The 23,022-nt window shown below is 59.4% G+C and carries 22 protein-coding genes and 1 pseudogene; 13 read left to right on the top strand and 10 right to left on the bottom strand.

Annotated elements, in window-relative coordinates; genetic code table 11:
• The first annotated feature begins 164 nt into the window (after positions 1 to 164).
• The 3 genes from PSJ8397_RS12025 to PSJ8397_RS12015 all read left to right on the top strand — a co-directional run bounded on the left by PSJ8397_RS12025 (position 165) and on the right by PSJ8397_RS12015 (position 2,934).
• A complete protein-coding gene (locus PSJ8397_RS12025) occupies positions 165 to 824 on the top strand; it encodes an SDR family NAD(P)-dependent oxidoreductase (protein WP_085864834.1) in 660 nt (219 codons plus the stop codon).
• Positions 818 to 2,344 (top strand): cryptochrome/photolyase family protein, encoded by a 1,527-nt coding sequence (locus PSJ8397_RS12020; protein ID WP_085864833.1) that lies wholly within the window; start codon positions 818 to 820, stop codon positions 2,342 to 2,344. Before PSJ8397_RS12025 ends, PSJ8397_RS12020 begins: the two co-directional genes overlap by 7 nt.
• A gap of 134 nt (positions 2,345 to 2,478) precedes the next feature.
• Positions 2,479 to 2,934: a GNAT family N-acetyltransferase gene (locus PSJ8397_RS12015; RefSeq protein WP_235000714.1), complete on the top strand. Its 456-nt coding sequence runs from the start codon at positions 2,479 to 2,481 to the stop codon at positions 2,932 to 2,934.
• Here the strand turns inward: PSJ8397_RS12015 and PSJ8397_RS12010 are convergent.
• Together PSJ8397_RS12010 and PSJ8397_RS12005 are read right to left on the bottom strand one after the other, a co-directional pair.
• Positions 2,931 to 3,563 (bottom strand): MarC family protein, encoded by a 633-nt coding sequence (locus tag PSJ8397_RS12010; protein ID WP_085864832.1) that lies wholly within the window; start codon positions 3,561 to 3,563, stop codon positions 2,931 to 2,933. The genes PSJ8397_RS12015 and PSJ8397_RS12010 overlap by 4 nt on opposite strands.
• Before the next feature lie 58 nt (positions 3,564 to 3,621).
• Positions 3,622 to 5,061 (bottom strand): MORN repeat-containing protein, encoded by a 1,440-nt coding sequence (locus tag PSJ8397_RS12005; RefSeq protein ID WP_085864831.1) that lies wholly within the window; start codon positions 5,059 to 5,061, stop codon positions 3,622 to 3,624.
• A 136-nt stretch (positions 5,062 to 5,197) separates the two neighbouring features.
• Here PSJ8397_RS12005 and PSJ8397_RS12000 point away from each other — a divergent pair, with 136 nt between their 5' ends.
• A complete protein-coding gene (locus tag PSJ8397_RS12000) occupies positions 5,198 to 6,856 on the top strand; it encodes an NAD+ synthase (RefSeq protein ID WP_085864830.1) in 1,659 nt (552 codons plus the stop codon).
• Between the two features lie 86 nt (positions 6,857 to 6,942).
• Positions 6,943 to 7,371, top strand: a complete 429-nt coding sequence (locus tag PSJ8397_RS11995) for a DUF1801 domain-containing protein (RefSeq protein WP_085864896.1) — start codon at positions 6,943 to 6,945, stop codon at positions 7,369 to 7,371.
• Between the two features lie 6 nt (positions 7,372 to 7,377).
• Here the strand turns inward: PSJ8397_RS11995 and PSJ8397_RS11990 are convergent, their stop codons facing one another.
• Entirely contained in the window at positions 7,378 to 7,764 is a 387-nt protein-coding gene (locus PSJ8397_RS11990) for a metallopeptidase family protein (protein ID WP_085864829.1), read from the bottom strand.
• A 60-nt stretch (positions 7,765 to 7,824) separates the two neighbouring features.
• On the opposite strand from PSJ8397_RS11990, the gene gltX reads away from it, so the two are divergent.
• Both gltX and PSJ8397_RS11980 read left to right on the top strand, forming a co-directional pair.
• Complete coding sequence (gene gltX, locus PSJ8397_RS11985; RefSeq protein WP_085864828.1) at positions 7,825 to 9,147, top strand: glutamate--tRNA ligase; 1,323 nt, start codon at positions 7,825 to 7,827, stop codon at positions 9,145 to 9,147.
• A gap of 62 nt (positions 9,148 to 9,209) precedes the next feature.
• On the top strand, positions 9,210 to 10,604 hold the full coding sequence (locus PSJ8397_RS11980; protein WP_085864827.1) for an MATE family efflux transporter: 1,395 nt from the start codon (positions 9,210 to 9,212) through the stop codon (positions 10,602 to 10,604).
• Positions 10,605 to 10,841: 237 nt separating this feature from the next.
• Here PSJ8397_RS11980 and PSJ8397_RS17405 read toward each other — a convergent pair.
• From PSJ8397_RS17405 to PSJ8397_RS11965, 3 genes and pseudogenes are all read right to left on the bottom strand, one after another.
• Positions 10,842 to 11,129, bottom strand: a pseudogene (locus PSJ8397_RS17405) (gamma-glutamylcyclotransferase family protein); the annotation flags it as partial.
• Positions 11,126 to 13,651, bottom strand: a complete 2,526-nt coding sequence (locus tag PSJ8397_RS11970; RefSeq protein WP_085864826.1) for an ABC transporter permease — start codon at positions 13,649 to 13,651, stop codon at positions 11,126 to 11,128. The pseudogene PSJ8397_RS17405 and the gene PSJ8397_RS11970, both read right to left, overlap by 4 nt.
• Positions 13,648 to 14,334 (bottom strand): ABC transporter ATP-binding protein, encoded by a 687-nt coding sequence (locus PSJ8397_RS11965; RefSeq protein WP_085864825.1) that lies wholly within the window; start codon positions 14,332 to 14,334, stop codon positions 13,648 to 13,650. Before PSJ8397_RS11965 ends, PSJ8397_RS11970 begins: the two co-directional genes overlap by 4 nt.
• Between PSJ8397_RS11965 and PSJ8397_RS11960 the strand changes: the two genes are divergently transcribed.
• The 3 genes from PSJ8397_RS11960 to PSJ8397_RS11950 are packed head-to-tail and all read left to right on the top strand — an operon-like array spanning position 14,333 to position 15,862.
• Complete coding sequence (locus tag PSJ8397_RS11960; RefSeq protein ID WP_085864824.1) at positions 14,333 to 15,007, top strand: arylesterase; 675 nt, start codon at positions 14,333 to 14,335, stop codon at positions 15,005 to 15,007. The genes PSJ8397_RS11965 and PSJ8397_RS11960 overlap by 2 nt on opposite strands.
• Positions 15,007 to 15,621, top strand: coding sequence for an SOS response-associated peptidase (locus tag PSJ8397_RS11955; RefSeq protein WP_085864823.1), 615 nt, complete (start codon positions 15,007 to 15,009; stop codon positions 15,619 to 15,621). The genes PSJ8397_RS11960 and PSJ8397_RS11955 overlap by 1 nt, the downstream gene beginning before the upstream one ends.
• A 37-nt stretch (positions 15,622 to 15,658) precedes the next feature.
• A complete protein-coding gene (locus PSJ8397_RS11950) occupies positions 15,659 to 15,862 on the top strand; it encodes a dodecin family protein (RefSeq protein WP_085864822.1) in 204 nt (67 codons plus the stop codon).
• 62 nt (positions 15,863 to 15,924) lie between these two features.
• Here the strand turns inward: PSJ8397_RS11950 and PSJ8397_RS11945 are convergent, their stop codons facing one another.
• Positions 15,925 to 16,134, bottom strand: coding sequence for a cold-shock protein (locus tag PSJ8397_RS11945; protein ID WP_085864821.1), 210 nt, complete (start codon positions 16,132 to 16,134; stop codon positions 15,925 to 15,927).
• 303 nt (positions 16,135 to 16,437) lie between these two features.
• Between PSJ8397_RS11945 and PSJ8397_RS11940 the strand changes: the two genes are divergently transcribed.
• On the top strand, positions 16,438 to 16,698 hold the full coding sequence (locus tag PSJ8397_RS11940) for a hypothetical protein (RefSeq protein ID WP_085864820.1): 261 nt from the start codon (positions 16,438 to 16,440) through the stop codon (positions 16,696 to 16,698).
• A 58-nt stretch (positions 16,699 to 16,756) separates the two neighbouring features.
• On the opposite strand, the gene ettA is transcribed toward PSJ8397_RS11940, so the two are convergent.
• Positions 16,757 to 18,412, bottom strand: a complete 1,656-nt coding sequence (gene ettA / locus PSJ8397_RS11935) for an energy-dependent translational throttle protein EttA (protein ID WP_085864819.1) — start codon at positions 18,410 to 18,412, stop codon at positions 16,757 to 16,759.
• Between the two features lie 71 nt (positions 18,413 to 18,483).
• Positions 18,484 to 20,346: a putative bifunctional diguanylate cyclase/phosphodiesterase gene (locus tag PSJ8397_RS11930; RefSeq protein WP_085864818.1), complete on the bottom strand. Its 1,863-nt coding sequence runs from the start codon at positions 20,344 to 20,346 to the stop codon at positions 18,484 to 18,486.
• Positions 20,347 to 20,491: 145 nt separating this feature from the next.
• Between PSJ8397_RS11930 and PSJ8397_RS11925 the strand changes: the two genes are divergently transcribed.
• Together PSJ8397_RS11925 and dacB are read left to right on the top strand one after the other, a co-directional pair.
• A complete protein-coding gene (locus PSJ8397_RS11925) occupies positions 20,492 to 21,127 on the top strand; it encodes a nicotinate-nucleotide adenylyltransferase (RefSeq protein WP_085864817.1) in 636 nt (211 codons plus the stop codon).
• Positions 21,128 to 21,136: 9 nt separating this feature from the next.
• A complete protein-coding gene (gene dacB / locus PSJ8397_RS11920; RefSeq protein ID WP_085864816.1) occupies positions 21,137 to 22,705 on the top strand; it encodes a D-alanyl-D-alanine carboxypeptidase/D-alanyl-D-alanine endopeptidase in 1,569 nt (522 codons plus the stop codon).
• On the opposite strand, the gene PSJ8397_RS11915 is transcribed toward dacB, so the two are convergent.
• Entirely contained in the window at positions 22,706 to 22,987 is a 282-nt protein-coding gene (locus PSJ8397_RS11915; RefSeq protein WP_085864815.1) for a DUF6525 family protein, read from the bottom strand.
• Between the last annotated feature and the right edge of the window lie 35 nt (positions 22,988 to 23,022).

The following is a 23,022-nucleotide window of genomic DNA, read 5'->3' as shown; positions in this document are numbered from 1 at the left end:
CCATGATTGAAAAGTGAATTGTTGAAAAATTGTGTGCCTGCGGCACCCATGATGTTTGATTTGGCGCGTGACTGGCTGGGGCCGGGCTTGGGGCTGGTGTGGATTTAGGTATTTGGGACCCAAAGAAGCTGGAACGCAGCGCCCTTAGGGCTAGGTCGCGCGTTATGAAAAGAGCATTGGTGATCGGGGCACGGGGCGGCATTGGAGCCGCTTTGGTGCAGGAATTGGAAACGCGCGGATATACGGTGACGGGGGTGTCACGGTCGGGCGATGGTTTGGATGTGACAGATGCGGCCTCCGTGGAGCGGATCATGGGCGCGTTGGAGGGCCCGTTCGAGGTGGTCTTCGTGGCTGTTGGCACCTTGGCGGCCGGAGGCGTGCCGGAGAAGTCTTTGGGCGCGATTGAGGCGCGGCGGATGCTGGATGTCTATGCTGTCAATGCTGTGGGACCGGCGTTGGTTTTAGCACAGCTGGAGCGTTTGTTGCCCAGCGATGGGCCGTCCTTTGTGGGCGTTTTATCGGCGCGGGTCGGATCGATCGGGGATAACAAGATTGGTGGTTGGTATTCGTATCGCGCGTCCAAAGCCGCCGTGAACCAGATTGTGCATGGGGCGGCGATTGAGATTGGGCGGAAACGGAAACAGGCGGTGATTGTGGCCTTGCATCCTGGCACCGTTGAGACGCCGTTTACGGCTGGTTACGCGGGTCACAAGAAGGTGGGGGCCGATGCCGCGGCATCGAATTTGTGTGATGTATTGTTGGGGCTGACGGTGGATCAGTCCGGGGCTTTCTTTGATTACGCGGGCGAGGGTGTGCCATGGTGAAGCTTGTTTTGGTGCTGGGTGATCAGCTGTCGGACGATCTGTCGGCATTGGCCAACGCGAACAAAGAAGAAGATGTTGTGGTCATGGCCGAGGTGATGGGGGAGGCGAGCTACGTCCGGCACCATCCAAAGAAAATTGCCTTTCTGTTTGCGGCCATGCGCAAGTTTGCGGATCGGCTTCGCGAGAGCGGATGGGACGTGCGCTATTCCAAGCTGGAGGATGACGACACGCCCGACAGTTTGAATGCGGTTTTGTTGCAACGGGCCGAGGAGGTCGGGGCGACAACAGTGTTGACCACTGAGGCGGGCGAGTGGCGGGTGATTGAGGCGTTGGAGGAGCTGCCTTTGGAGGTCGAGACGCTGGCCGACGACCGCTTTATCGCGACCCATGCCGAGTTTGAGAATTGGGCCGAGGGACGCAAGGCACTGCGGATGGAGTATTTCTACCGTGAGATGCGGCGCAAGACCGGGTTGATGATGGAGGGTGATCAGCCGGCGGGTGGCAAGTGGAACTTTGACCACGACAACCGCAAATCGGCCCCCAAGGATATCGACTATTCCGGGCCTATGCGGTTTCAGACCGATGAGACAACGCGAGAGGTCATCGATGTTGTTCGAGCGAGATTTGCGTCTCATTTCGGGACCTTGGACGATTTTTGGTTCGCCACGGATCAAGGGCAGGCGCGACAGCATTTGGCCCATTGGGTCAAAGGGGGGCTGCCGAAATTTGGCGATTTCCAAGATGCGATGATGGGGGATGAACGGTTTCTGTATCACGCGATTGTGGGGCTATACATCAACGCTGGGCTTTTGAACCCGCTAGAGGTGTGCCGCGCGGTTGAGGATGCCTGGAAAGCGGGTGATGCGCCGATCAATGCGGCGGAAGGATTCATCCGCCAGATCATTGGGTGGAGGGAGTATATTCGGGGCATCTATTTTCTGGAAGGGCCGGAGTATACGTCGCGCAACGCATTGGGGCATCACCTTGATTTACCTGCGTTTTTCTGGGGCGAGAAGACCTGGATGCGTTGCGTTGAAAAGGCGGTTGAACAGACCCGTGAGGAGGCCTATGCCCATCACATTCAGCGGCTGATGGTGACGGGCAATTTTGCCCTGTTGGCGGGGGTTGATCCGCGCCAAGTGCATGAATGGTATCTGGCGGTTTACGCCGACGCCTATGAATGGGTTGAGGCCCCCAATGTCATTGGAATGAGCCAGTTTGCCGACGGCGGGATAATTGCCTCAAAGCCTTATATTTCCAGCGGAAATTACATCGATAAGATGTCGGATTACTGCAAGGAGTGCAGCTATAAGGTGAAGGACAAAACGGGCCCCGACGCATGTCCGTTCAACCTATTATACTGGCATTTTCTGGACCGTCATCGTGACCGGTTTAAGGACAACCACCGGATGGGGAATATGTATCGCGTCTGGGACCGGATGGATGAGGACAAACGAACCACAGTCCTGCGCGAAGCGGATGCCTTTTTGGCAAAACTGAATGCAGGTGAGACGGTCTGAAGGTGAACGCCATTTGGAGATCTGTTCATCAATGTTAACGAAAAAACAGGGTATGGTTTGCGTATGGCACGCGTATGGCTGGCGTATGGCAGGCCCGTGTGGCTTTAGGGGCGGACAGGCCCTAAGCTTTTGATATGGAAGCCGATATTCGAAATTTGCCGTCTGACAGTCCTGAAATGGTTAATGCCTTTGACGTGATGGTCGAGGCTTTCGCTGGCATGGAGGGGCGGATTGATCCCCCGTCGTCGCTCAATTCCATGACTGTCGATGATTTGCGGGATCCGGCGTTGGAGGTCTGGGTGCTGGGGAAACCGATTGTCGGAACCGTTGTGCTGACGCCCAAGCCGAAGGTGCTGTATGTGGGGAAACTGGCGGTGCGGGACCGGCGCCGCGGGGTGGGGCGGCAGCTGTTGGCGCTGGCGGAACGCCGGGCAGGCGAGCTGGGCCTTACGTGGCTGGAACTCGAAAGCCGGGTTGAGCTGATTGAGGTCCATATGGTCTTCAAACGCCTCGGGTTTCGGGAGGTGATGCGGACGACCCATGCGGGGTATGCGCGGCCCACGAGCATTACGTTCCGCAAGCCGGTTTAGCCCAAACCCGGCAGCACGACCTTTACCCCCGCCACAATCATTTCCACGGCAATGGCCAGTAGGATCATGCCCATCAGGCGGGTCATGATCACGCGCATGGTGTCGGTCATCACCTTGGAGATGCTGGCCGCGAAGAACATGACCACAAACAGCATCAAGATGATCATACCAACGACGGCAGCAATCCCCGCGATGTCCAACACACCGGACGCGTTGCCGCCGTAGATGATCAACGTGGCGATGGTGCCGGGGCCCACCAGCATGGGGAAGGTAATGGGATAGAAGGCAAGACTGCTGAGGGTGTTGAGGTGGTCTTGTTCGTCGGTTGATCCATGGTGGGCTGCGATTTTCTGACCCTGCAGCATGGACCATGCGATGCTGGCCAACACGATGCCGCCTGCGATGCGGAACTGGTCCACGGTAACACCGAAGAAGGTGATGATCTGGTTGCCCGCAACAAGGATGATCGCACTCATCACGGCGCAATAGACCGTGATACGGATGGCGAGGCGGCGTTGGTCGGCCACCGAATACCCTTCGGTGAGGGCAAGGAACACCGGAAGGTTCACGAAAGGATTCATGATCGCAAAGAACGCGCCAAAGGCTTTGGTCAGCTCGGTGTAATCCATTGGCGGTCCTTTGGGGGTCAGCGCAAGGCCGCAGCCCGTGTTCCCGGATTTTTCGCGTTTATTGGGTTGCGGTCTCTTCTTCGGGTACCACGCCTTCCGTTGCAGGACTTGTGGCGCTTTGGGTGACCAACGCGCCGTCTTGCCAGTCACCTTCGGCCACCTGACCGGATGAATAGGTCATTGTGCCGGTTCCCTGTCGGCGTCCGGACCGGAACTGGCCGGAATAGACATCGCCGTTGGTGTAGGTCGCAACGCCAAGGCCCGAGATTTCGCCGGTGTCCCACTGGCCTTCGTACACAAAGCCATCGGGCATGGTGATTTTGCCGGTGCCGTGGCGTTGGCCTGCCAGAAATTCGCCTTCGTAGACGGTGCCGTCGGCGTAGGTGGCGGTGCCGAACCCTTCGCGTTGGCCATCCGCCCATGTGCCCACATAGGTGTAGCCGTCCGCATAGGTCATTGTGCCTTGGCCATGGTTTTTGGCGTTCAGGAACTCTCCTTCATAGACCAGACCATTGGCGTAGGTGGCGATGCCGCTGCCTTGGATGACGCCTGCGGACCATTCGCCTTCGTAGGTGGAGCCATCGGGATAGGTGATTTTGCCGCTGCCATCTGCCAGGTCATCAACGAAGGTGCCCGCATAGGTGGAGCCGTCGGGGTAAGTGACTTCTCCGGTGCCTTCGATCTGGCCTTCGGACCAGTCGCCTGCGTAGCGGTAGCCGTCCGCACCAGTGAACGTGCCGGTGCCATGGCGCAGATCGTTGAGGAATTCACCCTGATAGACGTCGCCATTGGCATAGGTCACGGTGCCTGTGCCTTCGCGTTTGCCTGCCACCAGATCGCCCTCGTAGATGTCGCCATTGGGTTGGGTCAGGCGACCTGTGCCTTCGATCTGGCCTGCGGCCCATGTGCCTGTGTAGACCAACCCATCGGGCATCGTCAGGGTGCCCACGCCTTCGCGTTCGCCGTCGGCCAAGGTGCCTTCGTAGATCGCCCCATCGGGATAGGTGATGCGGCCTTCGCCTTCTTTCACGCCGTTGACCCAGGGGCCTTCGTAGATGTAGCCGCCTGGCGATGTCATTTTGCCTTGGCCGTGGTGCATGGCGTTGCGGAAGTCGCCTTCATACACGACACCGTTGGCGTAGCGGGCAATGCCGCGGCCGGTGATTTTGCCGTCGGCCCAATCGCCTTCATATGTGCCGCCATCGGAGAAATTGATCAGGCCGAAGCCTTCGGGTTTGCCAGCGGCGAACTGGCCTTCGTAGATGGATCCGTTGGGGAAGTTGGCCACACCTTGGCCGCGAATCTCTCCCTCGAACCACTCACCCTCGTAGCGGTAGCCGTTGGGCAGGGTGTAGCTGCCTTGACCGTGCTGCAGACCGTTCAGGAACTGGCCTTCGTAGATGCCGCCGTCGTCATACTGCTTGGTCTGAATGGACTGCGCGGTTGCGGATGTCGTCAGCAAAAGGGCTGCGATCAAAGATGGTGCGATGCGTTTCATGCGGGCTGCTCCCCCCAGAGGCTTTTGCGCAGGATAAGGCGAAGGGATGCGTCGCGCAACGGGGGTTTGTGCGCTTCGGCTTCCCCTTGCCGTCTTTGCGGACTAGATGGTGGGACATGCAAGGAAAGGCAGACCCATGACGACCCGTTTTCGCGTGACGATGGCACAGTTGAACCCCACGGTGGGCGACATCGACGGCAATGCCGCCAAGGCCCGCGCGGCGTGGGCTGAGGGGCGCGATGCGGGGGCTGATCTGGTGATGCTGCCAGAGATGTTCATCGCCGGATATCAGACTCAGGATTTGGTGCAGAAACCTGCGTTTGTAACCGCCTGTCAGCAGGCGATTGAGGCCTTGGCCGCAGAGTGTGCCGACGGCCCCATGTTGGGCATTGGCGGGCCGCTGGCCGAGACGCCGAAACTGCACAACGCCTATTTCATCCTGAAAGAGGGCGGCATTCACAACATCACGCGCAAGTATTTTCTGCCCAATTTCAATGTCTTCGACGAAGTGCGCCTATTTTCGCGAAGCGATATGCAGGGCCCGTGGGATGCAGGCCCCTTGCGCATCGGCACGCCGATTTGTGAGGACGCGTGGTACGAAGACGTCTGCGAAGCGATGGTGGAATCCGGCGCGGAGCTGTTGCTGGTGCCCAACGGCAGCCCCTATTTTCGCGAAAAGTTTGATGTGCGTCTGAACAATATGGTGGCGCGCGTGGTCGAGAATGAGGTGCCGCTGGCCTATTTGAACATGGTGGGGGGACAGGACGACCAGATTTTTGACGGGGGGTCGTTTGTCCTGAACACCGGCGGCCACCTTGCGGTGCAGATGCCGTGGTTTGAAGAGGCGGTGTCACAGGTGGATTTCGTCAAGACAGAGGCCGGTTGGGCCGCTGAGGACGGCCCAAAAGCAATTTTGCCCGACGCGTTGGAGACCGATTACAACGCCATGGTGCTTGGCCTGCGCGATTACATGGCCAAGACGGGGTTTAAAAAGGTGCTGTTGGGCCTGTCGGGCGGGGTGGATTCGGCCATCGTGGCGGCCATTGCGACGGATGCGCTGGGGCCAGAGAATGTGCGCTGTGTGATGCTGCCCTCTGAATACACGTCTGAGGGGTCTTTGACGGATGCGAGGGCGGCGGCGGCGGCCTTGGGGGTGCGATATGACACGGTGCCCATCGGGGATGTGCGCGGGGCGGTGACACAGACATTGGCGCCTTTGTTCGAAGGGTACGAAGACGGCCTGACGGAGGAAAACATCCAAAGCCGCATTCGTGGGCTGTTGTTGATGGCCCAATCCAACAAGTTCGGTGAGATGCTGTTGACGACCGGCAATAAATCCGAGGTCGCGGTGGGGTATGCCACGATTTATGGCGATATGTCGGGGGGCTATAACCCCATCAAGGACATGTACAAAACGCGCGTGTTCTACGTCTGTCAGTGGCGCAATGAAAACCACCGAGATTGGATGATGGGCCCTGCGGGCGAGGTGATCCCGCAGGCGATTATCGACAAACCCCCGTCAGCGGAGCTGCGCGAGGACCAGAAGGACAGCGACAGCCTGCCCGATTACCCGATCCTCGATGGTATCCTTGAGATGTTGGTGGACGGGGAGGCGTCTGTCGCTGACTGTGTGGCCGCAGGATATGACCGCGATGTGGTGAAACGGGTCGAACATCTGCTGTATATTTCGGAATATAAGCGGTTTCAGTCAGCGCCTGGACCGCGATTGTCGAGATCGGCGTTTTGGCTGGATCGGCGCTATCCGATTGTGAACCGGTGGCGCGATAACGGCTAAGACGTCGTGTGACGCTCTTTCCCTGCGGAAAAGACGCCCCACCCGCCGTCCCTTATGTGCTATCCATGGCGGAGGAGGGCGACAGGATGGCAGACAACAAGACCAAACCAACCAATGTTGCCGTGGCTGATTTTTTGAGCGCGGTGGCGCATCCTGTGCGGCGGGCCGATGGGTTCGTTCTGGATGAAATGTTTCGCGGTGTGACGGGCTGGACCCCGCGCATGTGGGGGCCGACCATCGTGGGGTATGGTGAATATCACTACAGATATGCCTCTGGTCGGGAGGGGGATTCGCTGGCAACTGGTTTCAGCCCGAGGGCCGGCAGCCTGAGCCTGTATATTATGCCGGGATATCAGGATTATCAGGAGATCCTGGGACGTCTTGGCAAGCACAAGATGGGCAAAGCCTGCCTTTATATCAACAAGTTGGCCGATGTGGACATGGCTGTTTTGGAAGAGTTGGTGCGGCGTGGGCTGGATGATCTGACCCAGCGCTATCCTGTCAAAGGCAGCTGAGGCGGGTTATTCCCACCACCGATCAATGGCTGCGATGTCATCGTCGGACCAGCCGAAGTGATGGGCGAATTCATGGATTGTGACGTGGGACACGAGTTCGGCCAATGTGACGTCTCGGTCTGCCAGTTCCATCAGGATCGGCTGACGGAACAGCCAGACGACATCGGGGCCCATTGGCATGTCGAGGGTGCTTTTCTCGGTCAGGGGGATGCCGTCGTAGAGGCCGGTGATCTCGTCCCGCTGGGCTGTTCGGTCTTCGTCAGGGTCAATCAGGTGGTCCGGTATCCAGTCTTCGACCTGCACGACCACGGCCTGCGCGAGTTCACCAAATGGTGCGGGCAGGTGGGCCACGGTTTCAAGGGCAATGCGTTCAATCTCGGACAGTGTGGTCATGGGGCGGATATGGACATCTTCGCGCCGCTGTGACAAGCGGGGCGCAATCAGGAGACAGCCATGACCACGACCCGTTTTGCCCCATCGCCCACAGGTTATTTGCACATCGGCAACCTGCGTGCGGCGTTGTTCAACTATGCGATTGCGCGCAAGGCGGGCGGGCAGTTTATCTTGCGGATTGACGACACCGACCCTGAACGGTCGAAACAGGAATACGTGGATGCCATTCAGGAAGATCTGACGTGGTTGGGCCTGACGTGGGACCGGATAGAGTACCAATCCAAGCGGTTGGCGCAGTATGATGCGGCCAGCGACAAGCTGATAGCGGATGGCCGCCTGTATGAGTGTTTTGAAACACCGGTCGAGCTGGACCTGAAACGTAAAAAGCAGCTGAACATGGGCAAGCCGCCGGTTTACGACCGGGCGGCTTTGGATCTGACAGAGGATCAAAAAGCGGCGTATCGGGCGGAGGGGCGTCTGGGCCACTGGCGGTTCAAGCTGGATCAGCAGCGGATCGAATGGACGGATGCGATTTTGGGCGATCTGTCGATTGATGCAGCGTCCGTGTCGGATCCTGTTTTGATCCGTGGCGACGGCCAGTATCTGTATACTTTGGCGTCTGTTGTGGACGACACGGAATTTGGCATCACCCATGTGGTGCGCGGATCGGATCACGTGACCAACACGGCGACGCAGATCCAGATGATCGAGGCGCTGGGCGGGACGGTGCCGACTTTTGCGCATCATTCGTTGCTGACCGGACCACAGGGGGAGGCCTTGTCGAAACGGCTTGGCACGTTGGCGTTGCGCGATATGCGGGCAGCGGGCGTGGCACCGATGGCGATTTTGTCCCTGATGGCGCGGCTCGGGTCGTCTGATCCGGTGGAATTGCGAGAGGCCGTGGAAGAGATTGTGGAGGGGTTTGATCTGTCGAAGTTTGGATCGGCCCCGACCAAATTTGATGCGGATGATTTGCAGCCCTTGACGGCTCGTTGGCTGGCGGCGCGGCCGTTTGCGGATGTGGCAGAAGATGTTGCGGCCCTGGGCGTGCCGGATGCTTTGGCGGAACGGTTCTGGAATGTGGTGCGTGAGAACATCCAGTCGAAAGAGGAAATGGGCGATTGGTGGGCTGTGTTCCGCGAGGGGGCTACGCCGCAGATTGCCGATGACGATGCGGCTTTCGTGGCTGAGGCGGTGGGCCTTTTGGGGGAGCCGCCTTATGCAGACGACACATGGGCCACGTGGACTGCGGCTGTGAAAGAGGCCACGGGCCGCAAGGGCAAGGGCCTGTTTATGCCTTTGCGTCAGGCGGTGACGGGGCGGTCGCGCGGGCCGGAAATGGCTGATGTGATGCCCTTGCTGCAGGTGAAGCCCCGCGTTTAGGGGTGGCGCAAACTCTTTGAAAAGAGTTTGATCCCAGAAAATCAAAGGATTTTCTACGCGCCATGGCTGATGCACAGGCAAAATTTCTGACCGGTTCCCTGATGCGGCACATCACAGTTATGGCGCTGACGTCATCTGTGGGGCTGATGGCTGTGTTTGCCGTAGACTTTATCGACATGATTTTCATCGCCATGTTGGGAAAGGCCGAACTGGCGGCGGCCATTGGGTATGCGGGCGCGATCTTGTTTTTCACATCGTCCTTTGGGATCGGAATGGCGATTGCGGGCGGTGCCTTGGTGGCGCGGGCCTTGGGTGAAGGCGACCACGAAAAGGCGCAACGGCAGGCCACCAATGTGCTGATTTATGGCGCGGTGTTCGGGGCTGTGTTCGCAGCGGTCGTGTGGGTCAACTTACCCCCAATCGTGGCGCTTGTGGGGGCCAGTGGTGAGACTGCGGATTTGGCGGTTGCCTATTTGCGCGTGATCATCCCGTCCTTGCCCTTGTTGTTGGTGGGCATGGTCGGCGGGGCGATTTTGCGGGCGCATGGGGATGCGCGCAGGTCGATGATGGCGACCATTGTAGGCGCGATTGTGAATGCGGTTTTGGACCCGATCCTGATTTTTGGTCTGGGGTTGGAATTGCAGGGGGCTGCATGGGCCAGTGTCGCGGCGCGGGCCGCGATTGGTGTGACCGCGCTGGTGCCGATTGTGCGATATTACGGTGGGTTTGGGCGGCCGAATTTCGCGTCCGTGCTGCCGGATCTGCGGCCCGTGGCGATTATCGCGTTTCCTGCGATTTTGACGCAACTGGCGACCCCGATTGGGCAGGCCTATGTCACCCGCGCCATGTCGACGTACGGCGAAGATGCGGTGGCAGGCATGGCCATTGTCGGGCGGCTGACGCCCGTTGCGTTTGCCGTGATTTTTGCCCTGTCAGGGGCCATCGGGCCGATCATCGGCCAGAACTATGGCGCGCGGCAAAGTGAGCGTGTGCGCGGTGCGTTTCGGGACGGGGTCATCTTTACCGGCGCCGTGGTCGTGGGGATGTCGGCCCTGTTGTTTGCGTTGCGTCCGGCATTGCAGATCCTCTTTGATCTCGACGGGCAAGCGCGGGCTTTGGTCTTCTTGTTTGCGGGGCCGCTGTCGCTGTTGTGGTTCTTCAATGGGTTGATTTTTGTGAGCAACGCGGCCTGCAACAATATGGGCCATCCGTTTTATTCCACATGGGTCAACTGGGGGCGGCACACGGTGGGCACGGTGCCGTTTGTTTTGCTGTTTTCTGCGTGGTTCGGGGCGTCGGGCGTGTTGATTGGGCAGGCTGTGGGCGGTGTTTTATTTGCCGGGCTTGCCGTTTGGTTGGCCCTGCGCATCATGGACGACGGAGGCGGGGACACCGGCGCCTTTGATAGCATCGACAAGCAGGCCCGCGTTTTCAGCTGGCTGCACCGGAACCGCTAGCGCCTTGAGGTGGGCGTCGACGATGTCTCGCGTCCTCGCGGCCAAGCGCTGCGCGCGCGGATAAAGCGGATCGGAACGGTCATCAAGGACAGGCCCCCAGCCGGTGGTCGTTTGAAAGAAATGGTCTGGGCCGTCGGGGCCCAAGGTGGCAAAGCCCGCGATGACCACATCGAGATAGCTGAGAAGGATGGGATGACCGGTGGACGGGGGGGCCGTAAGTGCGGGGTTCGCCTCATACACCGCTGTTGCGGTCCTGAACTGGTCGGAGACATCGCGGCGTAGGTAGGCGTGTTCGCGGGCGTCCAGTGCGGCCCAGTCTGCGTTTGGGACCGCCGCGGTGATGCCATGGATGGTGCTGGTGTGGGGTTCGACAGACAGAAACGCGACCGGTCGCGCCTTGGCCTGACACCAGACGCGCCGCCATCCCTTCAGCGTCGCAGGTCGTGGATCGGGGTAGCTGTGGGTGGCCAGATTGACGAGCGACCCGTAGCCGAAAAAGCGTGGCCAATGGGTTTGGTCGGTCATTCGCGGGCCCGAAGGACGCGGGCGGGTTTGGCGGCCAGCGGGCGCAGCGCAAAGAGCAATCCGGCCAGTGATGTGGCCCCCATGCCGCCCAGGATAATTGTGCCCGCAGAGGACCAGATGGGGCGATAGTCCGTTTCCATGATGAATGTGCTGACCGCCCAGCCGCCTGCGATCCCCGCCGCCAAGGCGACGAGACCCGCAGCCAGCCCCAACAAGGCAGACCTCAGGGCAAAGCTGCGCAGGATGCGTCCGCGAGACGCGCCGAGGGTTTTCAGCACGGCCGCTTCGTATGTGCGCGCGCGTTCACCGGCGGCAGCCGCGCCGATCAGGACGAGGAACCCCGTGATCAGTGTCGCAAGCGCGCCATAGCGTGTGGCGGCTGCGATGCCGCCCAAAAGATCAACGACCTGATCGATGGCGTCGCGCACGCGGATGGCGGTGATGTTGGGGTAGGCGGTGGCGAGATCACGCAAGATCGCGGCCTCTGCCTCTGGGTCGGAATAGACCGTGCTGATCCAGCTGTGGGGCGCGCCCTGCAATGCTGCGGGGTTCATGGACATGATAAAGCCGATGCCCGCATCCTCAAACGAGACTTCGCGGAAGGATGCGATGGTGGCGGTGATGTCGCGGCCCAGAATGTTCGTGGTGATCGTGTCGCCAATTTGCAGGCCCATTTCAGCGGCCTCTTCCGCGGCGAAGCTGACCAGGGGGGGGCCGGAATAATCCGTGTCCCACCACGCGCCTGCGGTGATGATGGTGCCGGGTGCGGGGTCGGTGGAATAGGTCACGCCGCGGTCGCCTTGCAGGACCCAGTGGTCGGTCACGTCACGCGCGGGGGTGCCGTTGATTTGGGTGATGATGCCGCGCAGCATGGGGGCTGCTTCATACGAACTGACCTGGGGGTCATTGTCCAACCGGTCGCGGAAGCCATCGATCTGGTCGGGCTGGATGTCGACGAAGAAGTAGGAGGGCGCGACTTCTGGCAGATCGTTGTCGATGGCGGAGCGCAGGTTGCCGTCAATCTGGCCTACAGCCGCCAAAACGGCGAGGCCGAGGCCGAGGGACAGCACCACCGAAGTCGTCTCCCCGCCGCGCGCGCCGATGGACCCCAGCGCAAACCGCAAGGCAGGCCGCCCGCGTGAGAACCGGCGGAACCGCCGTGCGGTCAATCGTGCTAGCGCCGCTGCGATGACCAAAAGGCCCAGCGCAAAAAGGATGCCGCCTGCGGTCCAAAGCGTCAGAAACGCGGTGCCGGAGAAGAGGATCGCCGTGCCAATCAAGGCACCCACAAGCGCGATGGTGGCGATCAGATAGCGCGTTGCGGGAAGGGCGCGCCCTGCACCGAAGGCATCCCGCAAGAGCGTTGCAGCTTTGATGTCTTCGGTTCGGGCCAGTGGCCAGAGCGTGAAGATAAGGGCTGCGAGAAGGCCATAAATCGCGGCCTCAACCAAGGGGGCTGCGTGCAGGGTGAAATCAGCGGGGATGGGCAGGCGAGCCTCAATGATCGGGGAGAAGGCCAGCGGGATCGCAGCGCCGAGAAAGAGGCCAATGGCAATGCCTGCGAGGGTCAGGACGCCGATTTGCAAAAAGTACGTCAGAAAGATCGTGCGGCGGGTGGCGCCAAGGGTTTTCAAGGTGGCGATGACGCCGGTTTTGCCTTGCAGGTAGGAGCGCACGGCGGCCGATACCCCAACGCCGCCCACGGCCAATCCAGACAGGCCGACAAGGATCAAAAACGCCCCGATCCGGTCCACAAACCGCGCGACACCGGGCGCACCCGCGCGCGCATCGCGCCAGCGCAGGCCGCTGTCTTCGAATTGGGTCAGGGCCTCCGCCTCAAGTGCGGCCAGATCGGACCCTTCGGGCAGGCGCAGGCGGTAATTGCTTTCCATCAATGTGCCCTCGGCCAAAAGGCCGGAGTTCGCCAGATCGTTCAAGCGCACCAAAGACCGTGGCCCAAGGCCAAATCCGCCGCCTGAATTGTCCGGATAGCTGAGAAGGATCGCGCTGAGGGTGAAGGTTTGATCACCCAATTTGAAGGTGTCCCCCGGTGCGAGCGCCAACCTGTCGGCCAGCACCCGTTCCATCACACCGCCAGGGTAAGTGCCGTCACCGGCAAAGGCCTGGGCCAGTGGCATGGCCGGGTCAAGTTCTACCGCGCCAATGAGGGGGTAGAGGTCATCGACGGCTTGCACCTGTGTCAGGCCGCGTTCGGTGGTGTCCCGTTCAACGACGACCATCGACCGGAAGTCGGTGGTTTCAGAGACGTCCCTCGCGATGCTGTCCATCCAATTCCGCTCAGCCTCATTGGCGAAGCGGTAGGTGAACCGCACGACGGCGTCGCCGCCCAGCAAGGACGCGCCCTCCGCCTCAAGCCCCGATTGGATCGACGCGCGGACCATGCCCACAGCGGCAATGGCGGCAACGCCCAAGGCAAGACAGGCCAGAAAGATGCGAAAGCCGCGCAAACCGCCACGCAGTTCACGTTTGGCAAAGGTCCAGGCGAGGGCCAGCTGGGTCATTCTGCGGCCCGAAGGGTGGTGTCGATCCGTCCATCGCGCAGCCGCAAGACATGATCACACCGGTTGGCCAATTCATTGCTGTGGGTGACCATGACCAAGGTTGCGCCGTGGCGGTCGCGCAGGCCGAACAGCATGTCGATGATTGCGGCGCCGTTTGTTTCATCAAGGTTGCCTGTGGGTTCATCCGCGAGCAGCAGTTTGGGGCGGGGGGCCGCCGCACGGGCCAGCGCCACACGTTGTTGTTCGCCGCCCGACATCTGCGCGGGGTAGTGATGGGTGCGGTGGGCGAGGCCCACGGCCTGCAATTCCGCCTCGGCCCGATCGAAGGCGTCGCGGTGGCCTGCCAATTCCAGCGGCGTGGCGACGTTTTCAAGGGCGGTCATCGTGGGGATCAGGTGGAAAGATTGGAACACCACCCCCATATTGTCCCTACGAAAGCGTGCAAGGTCGTCTTCGCCCATTGCGGTGATGTCAGTGCCAAGCGCCGCGATGGTTCCAGAGGTGGCGGTTTCCAGCCCGCCCATCAACATCAGGAGAGACGATTTGCCCGACCCGCTTGGCCCCACCAACCCCAATGTGTCGCCCGCATTCACCGTAAGGGAGATGTCATGCAGGATGTCGACAGTTCCCGCATTTCCCCGCAGGGACAGGGAGACGTTTGAAAGCGAGAGGGCATCAGTCATGGGGCGGGCCTTTGAACAGGTCGGATCATGGTCATGTAAGGTGCTACGCACGGCCCGCAACCTCGGATTGGGATTGATTTTAGGTATCTCTGCTGCGCAGGCCGAAACGGTGACCATCGCGGCCCTGGGGGACAGCCTGACACAAGGGTACGGTTTGGTGCAGGAGGACGGATTTGTGCCGCAGTTGGAGGCGTGGCTGCGCGCGCGAGGAGCGGATGTGACCGTGATCAACGCAGGCGTATCGGGAGATACGACGGCCGGGGGGCTTAGTCGGGTTGCGTGGACCTTGACGCCAGAGGTGGATGCCATGGTGGTCGCACTTGGCGGCAATGATCTGTTGCGGGGGATTGACCCCGCGACCAGCCGCGCCAATCTGGATGGGATTTTGCAGGCGGGCGATGAGGCGGGAGTGGATATGTTGCTTGTCGGGATGGAGGCCCCGTTGAACTACGGCGCGGATTTCAAGGACCAGTTTGACGGGATGTATGGGGAGCTGGCCGAGGCCTATTCCATCCCGCTTTATCCGACGTTCTTTGACGGTTTGCTGGCCGAGGGTGACATCAACGCGGCCCGTGCGGCCTATATGCAGGCGGACGGTATTCACCCCAATGCGGACGGTGTTGCCCGCATCGTAGAGGCGATGGGACCTGCCATTTTGGCCCTGATCGAGTAGTGCCGGGACGGTTTTATCTGACAGCACCCCAAGCGGAGGTGTCGGCATTCGCGCGGGCCGATCTGCCGCCCCTTGCCCCACGCCTCAATATAGCCCCGGGGGAAGAGGCCTTGGCCCTGACCGCGGGCGGCCCGACGACGATGCGGTGGGGGATGATCCCCGTGGGCCGCACCAATGCCCGCGGGCGGCCTGTGATGGACACGCTTGTGAACGCGCGGTCCGAAACGGTGTTTGACAAATCGGCCTTTGCGGGTGTTCAGCGGGCCGTTGTGCCTATGAACGGCTGGTACGAATGGACGGGAGAGGCAAAACGCAAAACGGTTTGGCGCCTGCGGCCCAAATCCGGGGATGTCGTTGGGTTTGCATCTGTATTCGATATTTGGAACGGACCTGGCGGTGTTAAGGTGCCCCAATTTGCCACGCTGACCTGTGCGCCCAACACCGATGTGCGCGATATTCACCACCGTATTGGGGTGATCCTGATGGCGGATCAGGTGCAGGATTGGCTGTCAGGTGACGAAGAAACCGCGCGCGCCTTGATGAGGCCTTTGCCCGACGGTTTGCTCAAGATCGAAAAGGCTGATGATGTGGACCTCGCCTACGTTGGCCATTAGCGTGTGACCGGCAAGCCAACAAGAAAGGGAACACATCATGTCGATTGCAAAAGTCACCGAAGTCATCTCGTCCTCATCCAAGTCATTTGATGACGCGATTGAAAATGGGATTGAGCGCGCGTCCAAGACCCTCAAAGGGATTACGGGCGCTTGGGTGGCAGACCAGAAAGTCACCGTGAAGGACGGCAAGATTGACGAGTATCGGGTCGTCTTGAAAATCACGTTCGTATTGGACGATTGATCAAAAAAAAACGGGCGCGGCAGAGGGATCTGCCACGCCCGTTCAATTAGTCGATCCCGGACTTAGTCGTCGAGAGACAGGTTGATCGCGCTTTCGCGGCCGTCACGGCCTGCTTCGATGTCGAAAGTCACTTTCTGGTTGTCTGCCAGACCTGTCAGGCCAGACCGCTCAACCGCGGAAATGTGAACGAAAACGTCCTTGGAGCCACCCTCAGGGGCAATAAAGCCGTAGCCTTTGGTGGTGTTGAACCATTTTACGGTGCCGTTAGCCATACCGTCATTCCTTTTGTAGTTCCGCTCGCAACATGCAGCGGACCGGCGCGTCAGTGCAGAGGATCAAGTGACTGGGCCGAAAGGTGCAGTATGGATCGTGTAGTAACGTAGCACTTGAGGATATGGGGCTGACAGGCCGGTAAAGCAAGGGCAAACGCGCATTGCGTTGATATTGGGCAAAGTCCAGCTTGGTGCGTACAGGGTGGGCATTTGGCAAAATTATGGGAATGTCGGCGGTCGTTTCCCCTGATGCCCATCGTTGGGGGCGTCTATGTTTGAAGCCTAGCAATTATGGGGGTTCAAATGTTTAAGTTCTTGTTTTCCAAGGCTGGTGCCGCGCCTGTTGAAACCCAACGTGAGACAGTTGAACGCGCATTGGGGGAGTTGAACGGCGTGCTTGCCCTGATGGCGGACAAAGCCAAGATCGGCGTCAATCTAAATACGTCGTTGATCGAAATTGATCTGCCGGATCAAATGCCCGACGAGGCCCTTGCCCTGCCCAAGCCGGATGACACGGCTGATGAGGGCGAGGCCACATTGGCGGACGAAAAGGCTGCTGCGTAAGAAAATGGCCGCTGTGTAGGAAAAAGGCGGCCTGACTGGGCCGCCTTTTGTGTTGGTTTTAACGCGCGAATTTCTTGTGTTTCATCCGCTTGGGTTCCATGGCATCGGCCCCCAGCCGCCGCTTTTTGTCTTCTTCGTAGTCCTCAAAGTTGCCTTGGAACCATTCCACGTGTGCTTCGCCTTCGAAGGCGAGGATGTGGGTGCAGATCCGGTCAAGGAAGAAGCGGTCGTGTGAAATGACGACGGCGCAGCCCGCAAAATCAACGAGCGCGTCTTCAAGCGCGCGCAACGTTTCGACGTCCAGATCGTTGGTCGGTTCATCGAGGAGCAAAACATTGCCGCCGGATTTCAACAGCTTGGCCATATGCACGCGGTTGCGTTCACCGCCCGACAGAACGCCGACCTTCTTTTGCTGATCGCCGCCTTTGAAGTTGAAGGCAGAACAATAAGCGCGGGAGTTCATCTGCGCATCACCCAGTTGGATGATTTCGCCCCCCGATGAGATTTCTTCCCAAACGGTGGCGTTGGCATCCAGCGCGTCACGGGACTGGTCCACATAACTCAGCTGCACCGTATCCCCGAAGCTGACAGACCCCTGATCCGGTTCGATCTGACCGGTCAGCATGCCAAAGAGCGTGGATTTACCCGCACCGTTCGGCCCGATGACCCCGACAATGCCACCGGGCGGCAGATCAAAGCTGAGGTTTTCGACAAGGAGTTTGTCGCCCATGGCTTTGGACAGACCCTCAACCTCGATCACTTTATCCCCCAGGCGGGGGCCGTTGGGGATGATGATCTGCGCGCGGCCCATTTTTTCGCGTTCGGACTGGTTGGCCAGCTCATTATAGGCGCTGATCCGTGCCTTGGATTTTGCCTGGCGGGCTTTGGCGCCTTGGCGCATCCATTCAAGTTCCCTCTCAAGAGTTTTTTGTTTGGATTTGTCTTCCTTGGCCTCACGTTCAAGTCGCTTTGCCTTGGCCTCAAGCCAGCTGGAGTAGTTGCCTTCGTGCGGGATGCCGGACCCGCGGTCGAGTTCAAGAATCCAGCCGGTGATGGCATCAAGGAAGTAGCGGTCGTGGGTGACGATCAGGATTGTGCCTTTGTAATCAATAAGGTGCTGCTGTAGCCATGCGATGGTTTCCGCGTCGAGGTGGTTGGTCGGTTCGTCCAACAGCAACATATCCGGCGCGTCCAGCAAAAGCTGGCACAGCGCCACGCGACGTTTTTCACCGCCCGACAGGGTGGTCACATCGGCATCATCGGGCGGACATCGCAAGGCCTCCATCGAGACATCAATTTGCGCATCGAGATCCCAAAGGTTCTGGCTGTCGATCTCATCTTGAAGTTTCGCCATCTCATCGGCGGTTTCATCGGAGTAATTCATGGCGAGTTCGTTGTAACGATCAAGGATCGCCTTTTTGTCAGCGACACCCAGCATGACATTTTCACGCACTGTCAGATTGGGATCGAGTTCGGGTTCCTGCGGCAGATAGCCCACGCGCGCGCCTTCGGCGGCCCAGGCTTCGCCCTGAAATTCTTTGTCCTGACCGGCCATGATCCGCATCAGCGTTGATTTACCTGTGCCGTTCACACCGACCACGCCGATTTTCACGCCGGGTAGAAAGTTCAAACGGATATTTTCAAAAACCTTTTTGCCGCCGGGGTAGGTTTTGGAAACGCCGTCCATGAAATAGACGAATTGATAGGCTGCCATGTGCTTTGATCCTACTTCAAAGGAATTTGCATCGTGATACGCAAGCGGCGCGCGGGGTGCAAGGAAGGGGATCAGGCGCTTTTGTTGTGTTGCTCACGCTCAATCAGCCACGCGCCCACATCGTGTGACGCAATCGGTCGGGACAGCCAATAGCCTTGGAGGAACGAGCAGCCCATTTCGTGCAAGACCTGCGCTGTCGCGTCATCTTCGACGCCCTCTGCGATGACCACAATGCCAAGGTCGACGCAAAGTTCGATGGTTTTCTGGACGATTTTGCTGCTGACGGGGTCGGTCAGCATTTTGGCAACGAGGCTTTGGTCAATTTTCACCCCGGAGACCTGAAGGGCCGCCAGGTGTGAGAGGCCTGCAAAGCCAACGCCGAAGTCATCAAGAAACACCTGAAACCCTTCATTGCGCAGATCGCGGATGACAGCCGCCTGAGACGACGTTTCTGCCGCATCCCCAAAGTCGGTGGTTTCCAAGACTTCAATTGTGATCTGGGACTTATCGATACCGGCGGTTTCGACGCCCCATAGAAGCCGACTTAGAAAGTCCGGTCGCGCCAAAAGGTCGGGCGACGCGTTGAACGACATCCGTTTGTCGCTGAGCCCAGCTGAATTCAAAGCCTTTTTCATCTTGATGGCATTTGACATGGACAGCATATCCAGTTCGCCCAACAAGCCGATGTCTTCGACGATCGGTATGAAATCGGCGGGCATCATAGCGCCGCGATCGGTCGTGGGGCCCTTTCGGACCAGGGTTTCAAACCCAGCGATGTCACCCGTCTGCATATCTATGACCGGCTGAAACGCATATTCGAACGCGCCGGATGCAACTGAATTTGCCAATTCCTGGGTCATTTTGATTTGCGCTGCGTGTCTGTCGTGAAGGACGCGGTCATACAGCTCAATCCGGTTTCGACCCGCATTCTTCGCCTCGTAGAGTGCGAAATCCGCCTTGATGAGGAGTTTGTCGCCGTTCGTTTCGCCCGGTGCCGCCTGAGAGGCCCCGATGCTGGCACCGATTTGCAATTGGAAACCAGACCACCCGAAGGGTGTATTAATGGCTTCTATCAGGCGCTGACCGACGCTGTTGAGGTATTCGAGATCTGAGCTGTTCGGGCAGACAACCACGAATTCATCCCCTCCGATGCGCGCAACCATGTCTGACTGCCGTAGGTTGTTTCGAAGGGTATAGGCCGCGTGGCACAAGACTGCATCGCCAGCTGAATGACCGTGCGTGTCATTGATGTCTTTAAAGTTATCAAGATCGACGTGCAAAAGACCGACAGTGCCCTGCAATGCGTCCTGCAGGGCAGTGTCGATGAACGACAAGAACGCCGTGCGATTTGGAAGCCCCGTCAGTTCATCATGGGTTGCTTCATGTTCGAGTTGGGCGCTGATTTTCTTGAGCGTGCTTTCTTTTTCAACTTGATCGGTCACATCGCGGCACACCAGGATCGCATATTCCTTGGCATCGTTGCTGCGGTGAAAGGAAACACTGATCTGGTTCCAAAAGATCTCTCCGTTGCTGCGTTGATTGGGGAACAGCTGAAGGCGGTCCCACGTGGGGTCAGCAGGGTCGTATTCAAAGGCCGCAATTTCCGCCTTCGACAGACGCTGATCCGGCGGAACCGCAAATTCCATTGGGTTGCGTCCAATAATGTCGTCCGATGTGACGCCAAGGACGTTGCAGTAGGCTGCATTGCACCACAGGACTCTGCCCCGCATGTCCTGAACAATCAGGCCATCTGATGTAAATTCAGCGGCGAGCTTATATCGGTCACGGTCACTGAGGATTTGACTGATGTCGAGATGGCATTGCGTGATCATATCGTTCAGATCGGCGTTGTCTTTCGACACACGCCATGCCCAAGGACCAAGGATCATGACGGCCGAGGCAAGTCCGATGAAGATGATGATGAAGCTAGTCAAGATCTGCTCAAGTCAAAATTTCCAAACCAATACCAGCGCAAGTATTTTGTTTGTGTTAATCAACGTCCTCCAAATGTTTCGATTTTTAATGATCTGAAGACCGTGTGAATTGCCTTTGCGCCGGCTGCTGCGTAAGGGTTCGGGCATGAACAGATATGGGAATCCGATTGCCCGATCAGGACAGGTCGTGGGGCTGTTGGGCGGATCATTCGATCCCGCGCACGCAGGCCATGTTCATATCACGAAGGCCGCGCTTGAACGGTTTGGGCTTGACCGTGTTTGGTGGCTGGTCAGCCCTGGCAATCCGTTGAAATCCCGTGGCCCTGCCCCGATTGAGGACCGGATGGGACGCGCAGCGAAGCTGATGCAGCATCCCAAGGTGCAGATCACGGATATCGAAACCAGATTGGGTACGCGGTATACGGCGCAAACGCTTGCCGCATTGCAAATGCGATATGACGGGGTGCGGTTTGTCTGGCTGATGGGGGCCGATAATCTGGCGCAGTTTCATCAGTGGCAGGATTGGCAGGAGATCATGGCGCGGGTGCCTGTGGGCGTTTTGGCGCGGCCCGGTGATCGGTTGGCGGCGCGCATGTCGAAGACCGCCCGCATGTATCGCGAAAGCCGCCTGATTGGTCGGGCCGCGTTCACATTGGGGCAGGCCACGGCCCCTGCGTGGTCGTTTGTGAACCTGCCCATGAACCAGATGTCATCTACCGCGATCAGAAAGGCGGGCCGGTGGACGTCGGACGCGGTTGTTGCGGATGCGTCAGGCGCGTAAGGATACACCATGTCTTCGTTTGTTTCTCGCAGAGCTTTGTTAGGCGGTTTGCTGTCCAGCGCAGCAGGGGCAGCCACTGCGGGGGCGCCTTTGTCGTCGTTGCGACCCGTCGCACGGACCGCTGCCGAAGCGGCCCCCCTGACCGAAAGTCTGATCCCGCGCATCGCCCCGAGGGTCCGTGCCCGCATTGAGGACATCATCGCTGAGGCCAACCTGGGCGGCACGGTGGGGTGTGTTCTGGCCCGTGCAGATACGGGTGAGATTTTGGAAAGCGTCGAGGCTGATGTGGCGGTGCCGCCCGCCAGTGTCACCAAGTCCGTGACGGCGCTTTATGCCTTGGATGCGCTGGGCGGTTCGCATCGGTTCACAACGCGCGTTTTTGCTTTGGGGTCGATTGAAGCGGGTGTTTTGCGTGGTGATTTGATTTTGGCGGGCGGGGGCGACCCTACGTTGTCCGCAGATCATTTGGCCGATTTGGCCCAGGCGGTGGCTGATGCCGGCATCACACGGGTTGAGGGGCGGTTTTTGTGTTTCCGAGGGGCGCTGCCCTATGCGGAAGAGATCGAACCCTCGCAGTTGGATTACCTTGGCTATAATCCGGCCGTCAGTGGGCTGAACCTGAATTACAACCGTGTGCATTTCGAGTGGAAACCGGTTGGCGGGCAGTGGCAGACGACGATGGACGCCCGCACGGAGACCCGCGTGCCGCCTGTTAGCATGGCGCGGGTGTCGATCGTGGATCGCCGGACGCCCGTGTTTGACACGAGTGCGCCCGATGTCTGGACGGTTGCGCTGTCGGCCCTTGGCAATGGCGGGTCACGGTGGTTGCCTGTCCGGCAACCCGCGCTTTATGCGGGCGATGTGTTCCGCACTTTGGCGCGCGAGGCAGGTGTGGACATGGCGCGGCCCGAGGTGGTGGATGATCTGCCGCCCGGCGGGGTAGAGGTTGCAGCCCATCAAAGCCCCACGTTGCGCACCATCTGTCAGGAAATGTTGCTGTATTCCACCAACCTGACGGCGGAGGTCTGCGGGTTGGCCGCGACCCAAGCCAAGATGGGGCGTCCGGTGGATATCGTTGGGTCGGCGGCCGAGATGACCCGTTGGTTGGGCGAGACCTATGGCGTTGAATGCGATTTCAAGGACCATTCGGGCCTGAGCGATGAAAACCGGATTGCCGCGTCAGCCATGGCGAAAATCCAGCTGGAGGTGGGGGCGGGCGACCCGCTGCGCCCGATCCTGCGGCGCATTCCGCTGCGGGATGCGGACAACAATCGTTTGGACAGCTATCCCGCCGTCGTCCGTGCCAAAACTGGTACGTTGAACTTCGTCAGCGCCTTGTCGGGGTATATCGAGACCGTGGACGGCACGGATTTGGTGTTTACGATCTTTACGGCAAATCTGGACCGGCGGGCGCGGGGCAAGGCCTCGGGCGATGAGGTGCCCGAGGGGGCCATCGCGTGGAACAGACGGTCCAGACGCCTGCAACAGCGGCTTTTGCAACGGTGGGGGCTGATCAACAGCCAGGCCCCAGCACCGGACCTTGAGGACCGCGAGGTTGAGGTTTTTCTGGTCGATTGATCAGCGCAGGTTGGCAACCTCAAGGTAATCCGGTCCCCAGACAAATCGTGCATCCTTGGCAATCAGGCGATCCTGCAAAGCGTCCAGTTCGGCCAACGCGAGGGCCGCATCGCCCGTGCGCTGCAAGGCGCGATCATAGGACCGGGCGACGGTCTTTGCGCTCCATGGACGTTTGGCGTGGGCCATCCAAAGGCGAAGCGGCGCGGGAAGGCGGTCATATCCGAGCATCGGATCGCCGCTGGCGCGGGATTTCAGGCGGGTTCTGCCACGGTTGGTCGGCACGGCTCATGTCCAATCAGGTGTTTGAGTGGATTTGA

The organism is Pseudooctadecabacter jejudonensis, assembly GCF_900172275.1.
Lineage (GTDB): Bacteria > Pseudomonadota > Alphaproteobacteria > Rhodobacterales > Rhodobacteraceae > Octadecabacter > Octadecabacter jejudonensis.
The sequence above is the reverse complement of the archived record's forward strand: the minus strand, read 5'-3'. Positions and strand labels throughout refer to the sequence as shown.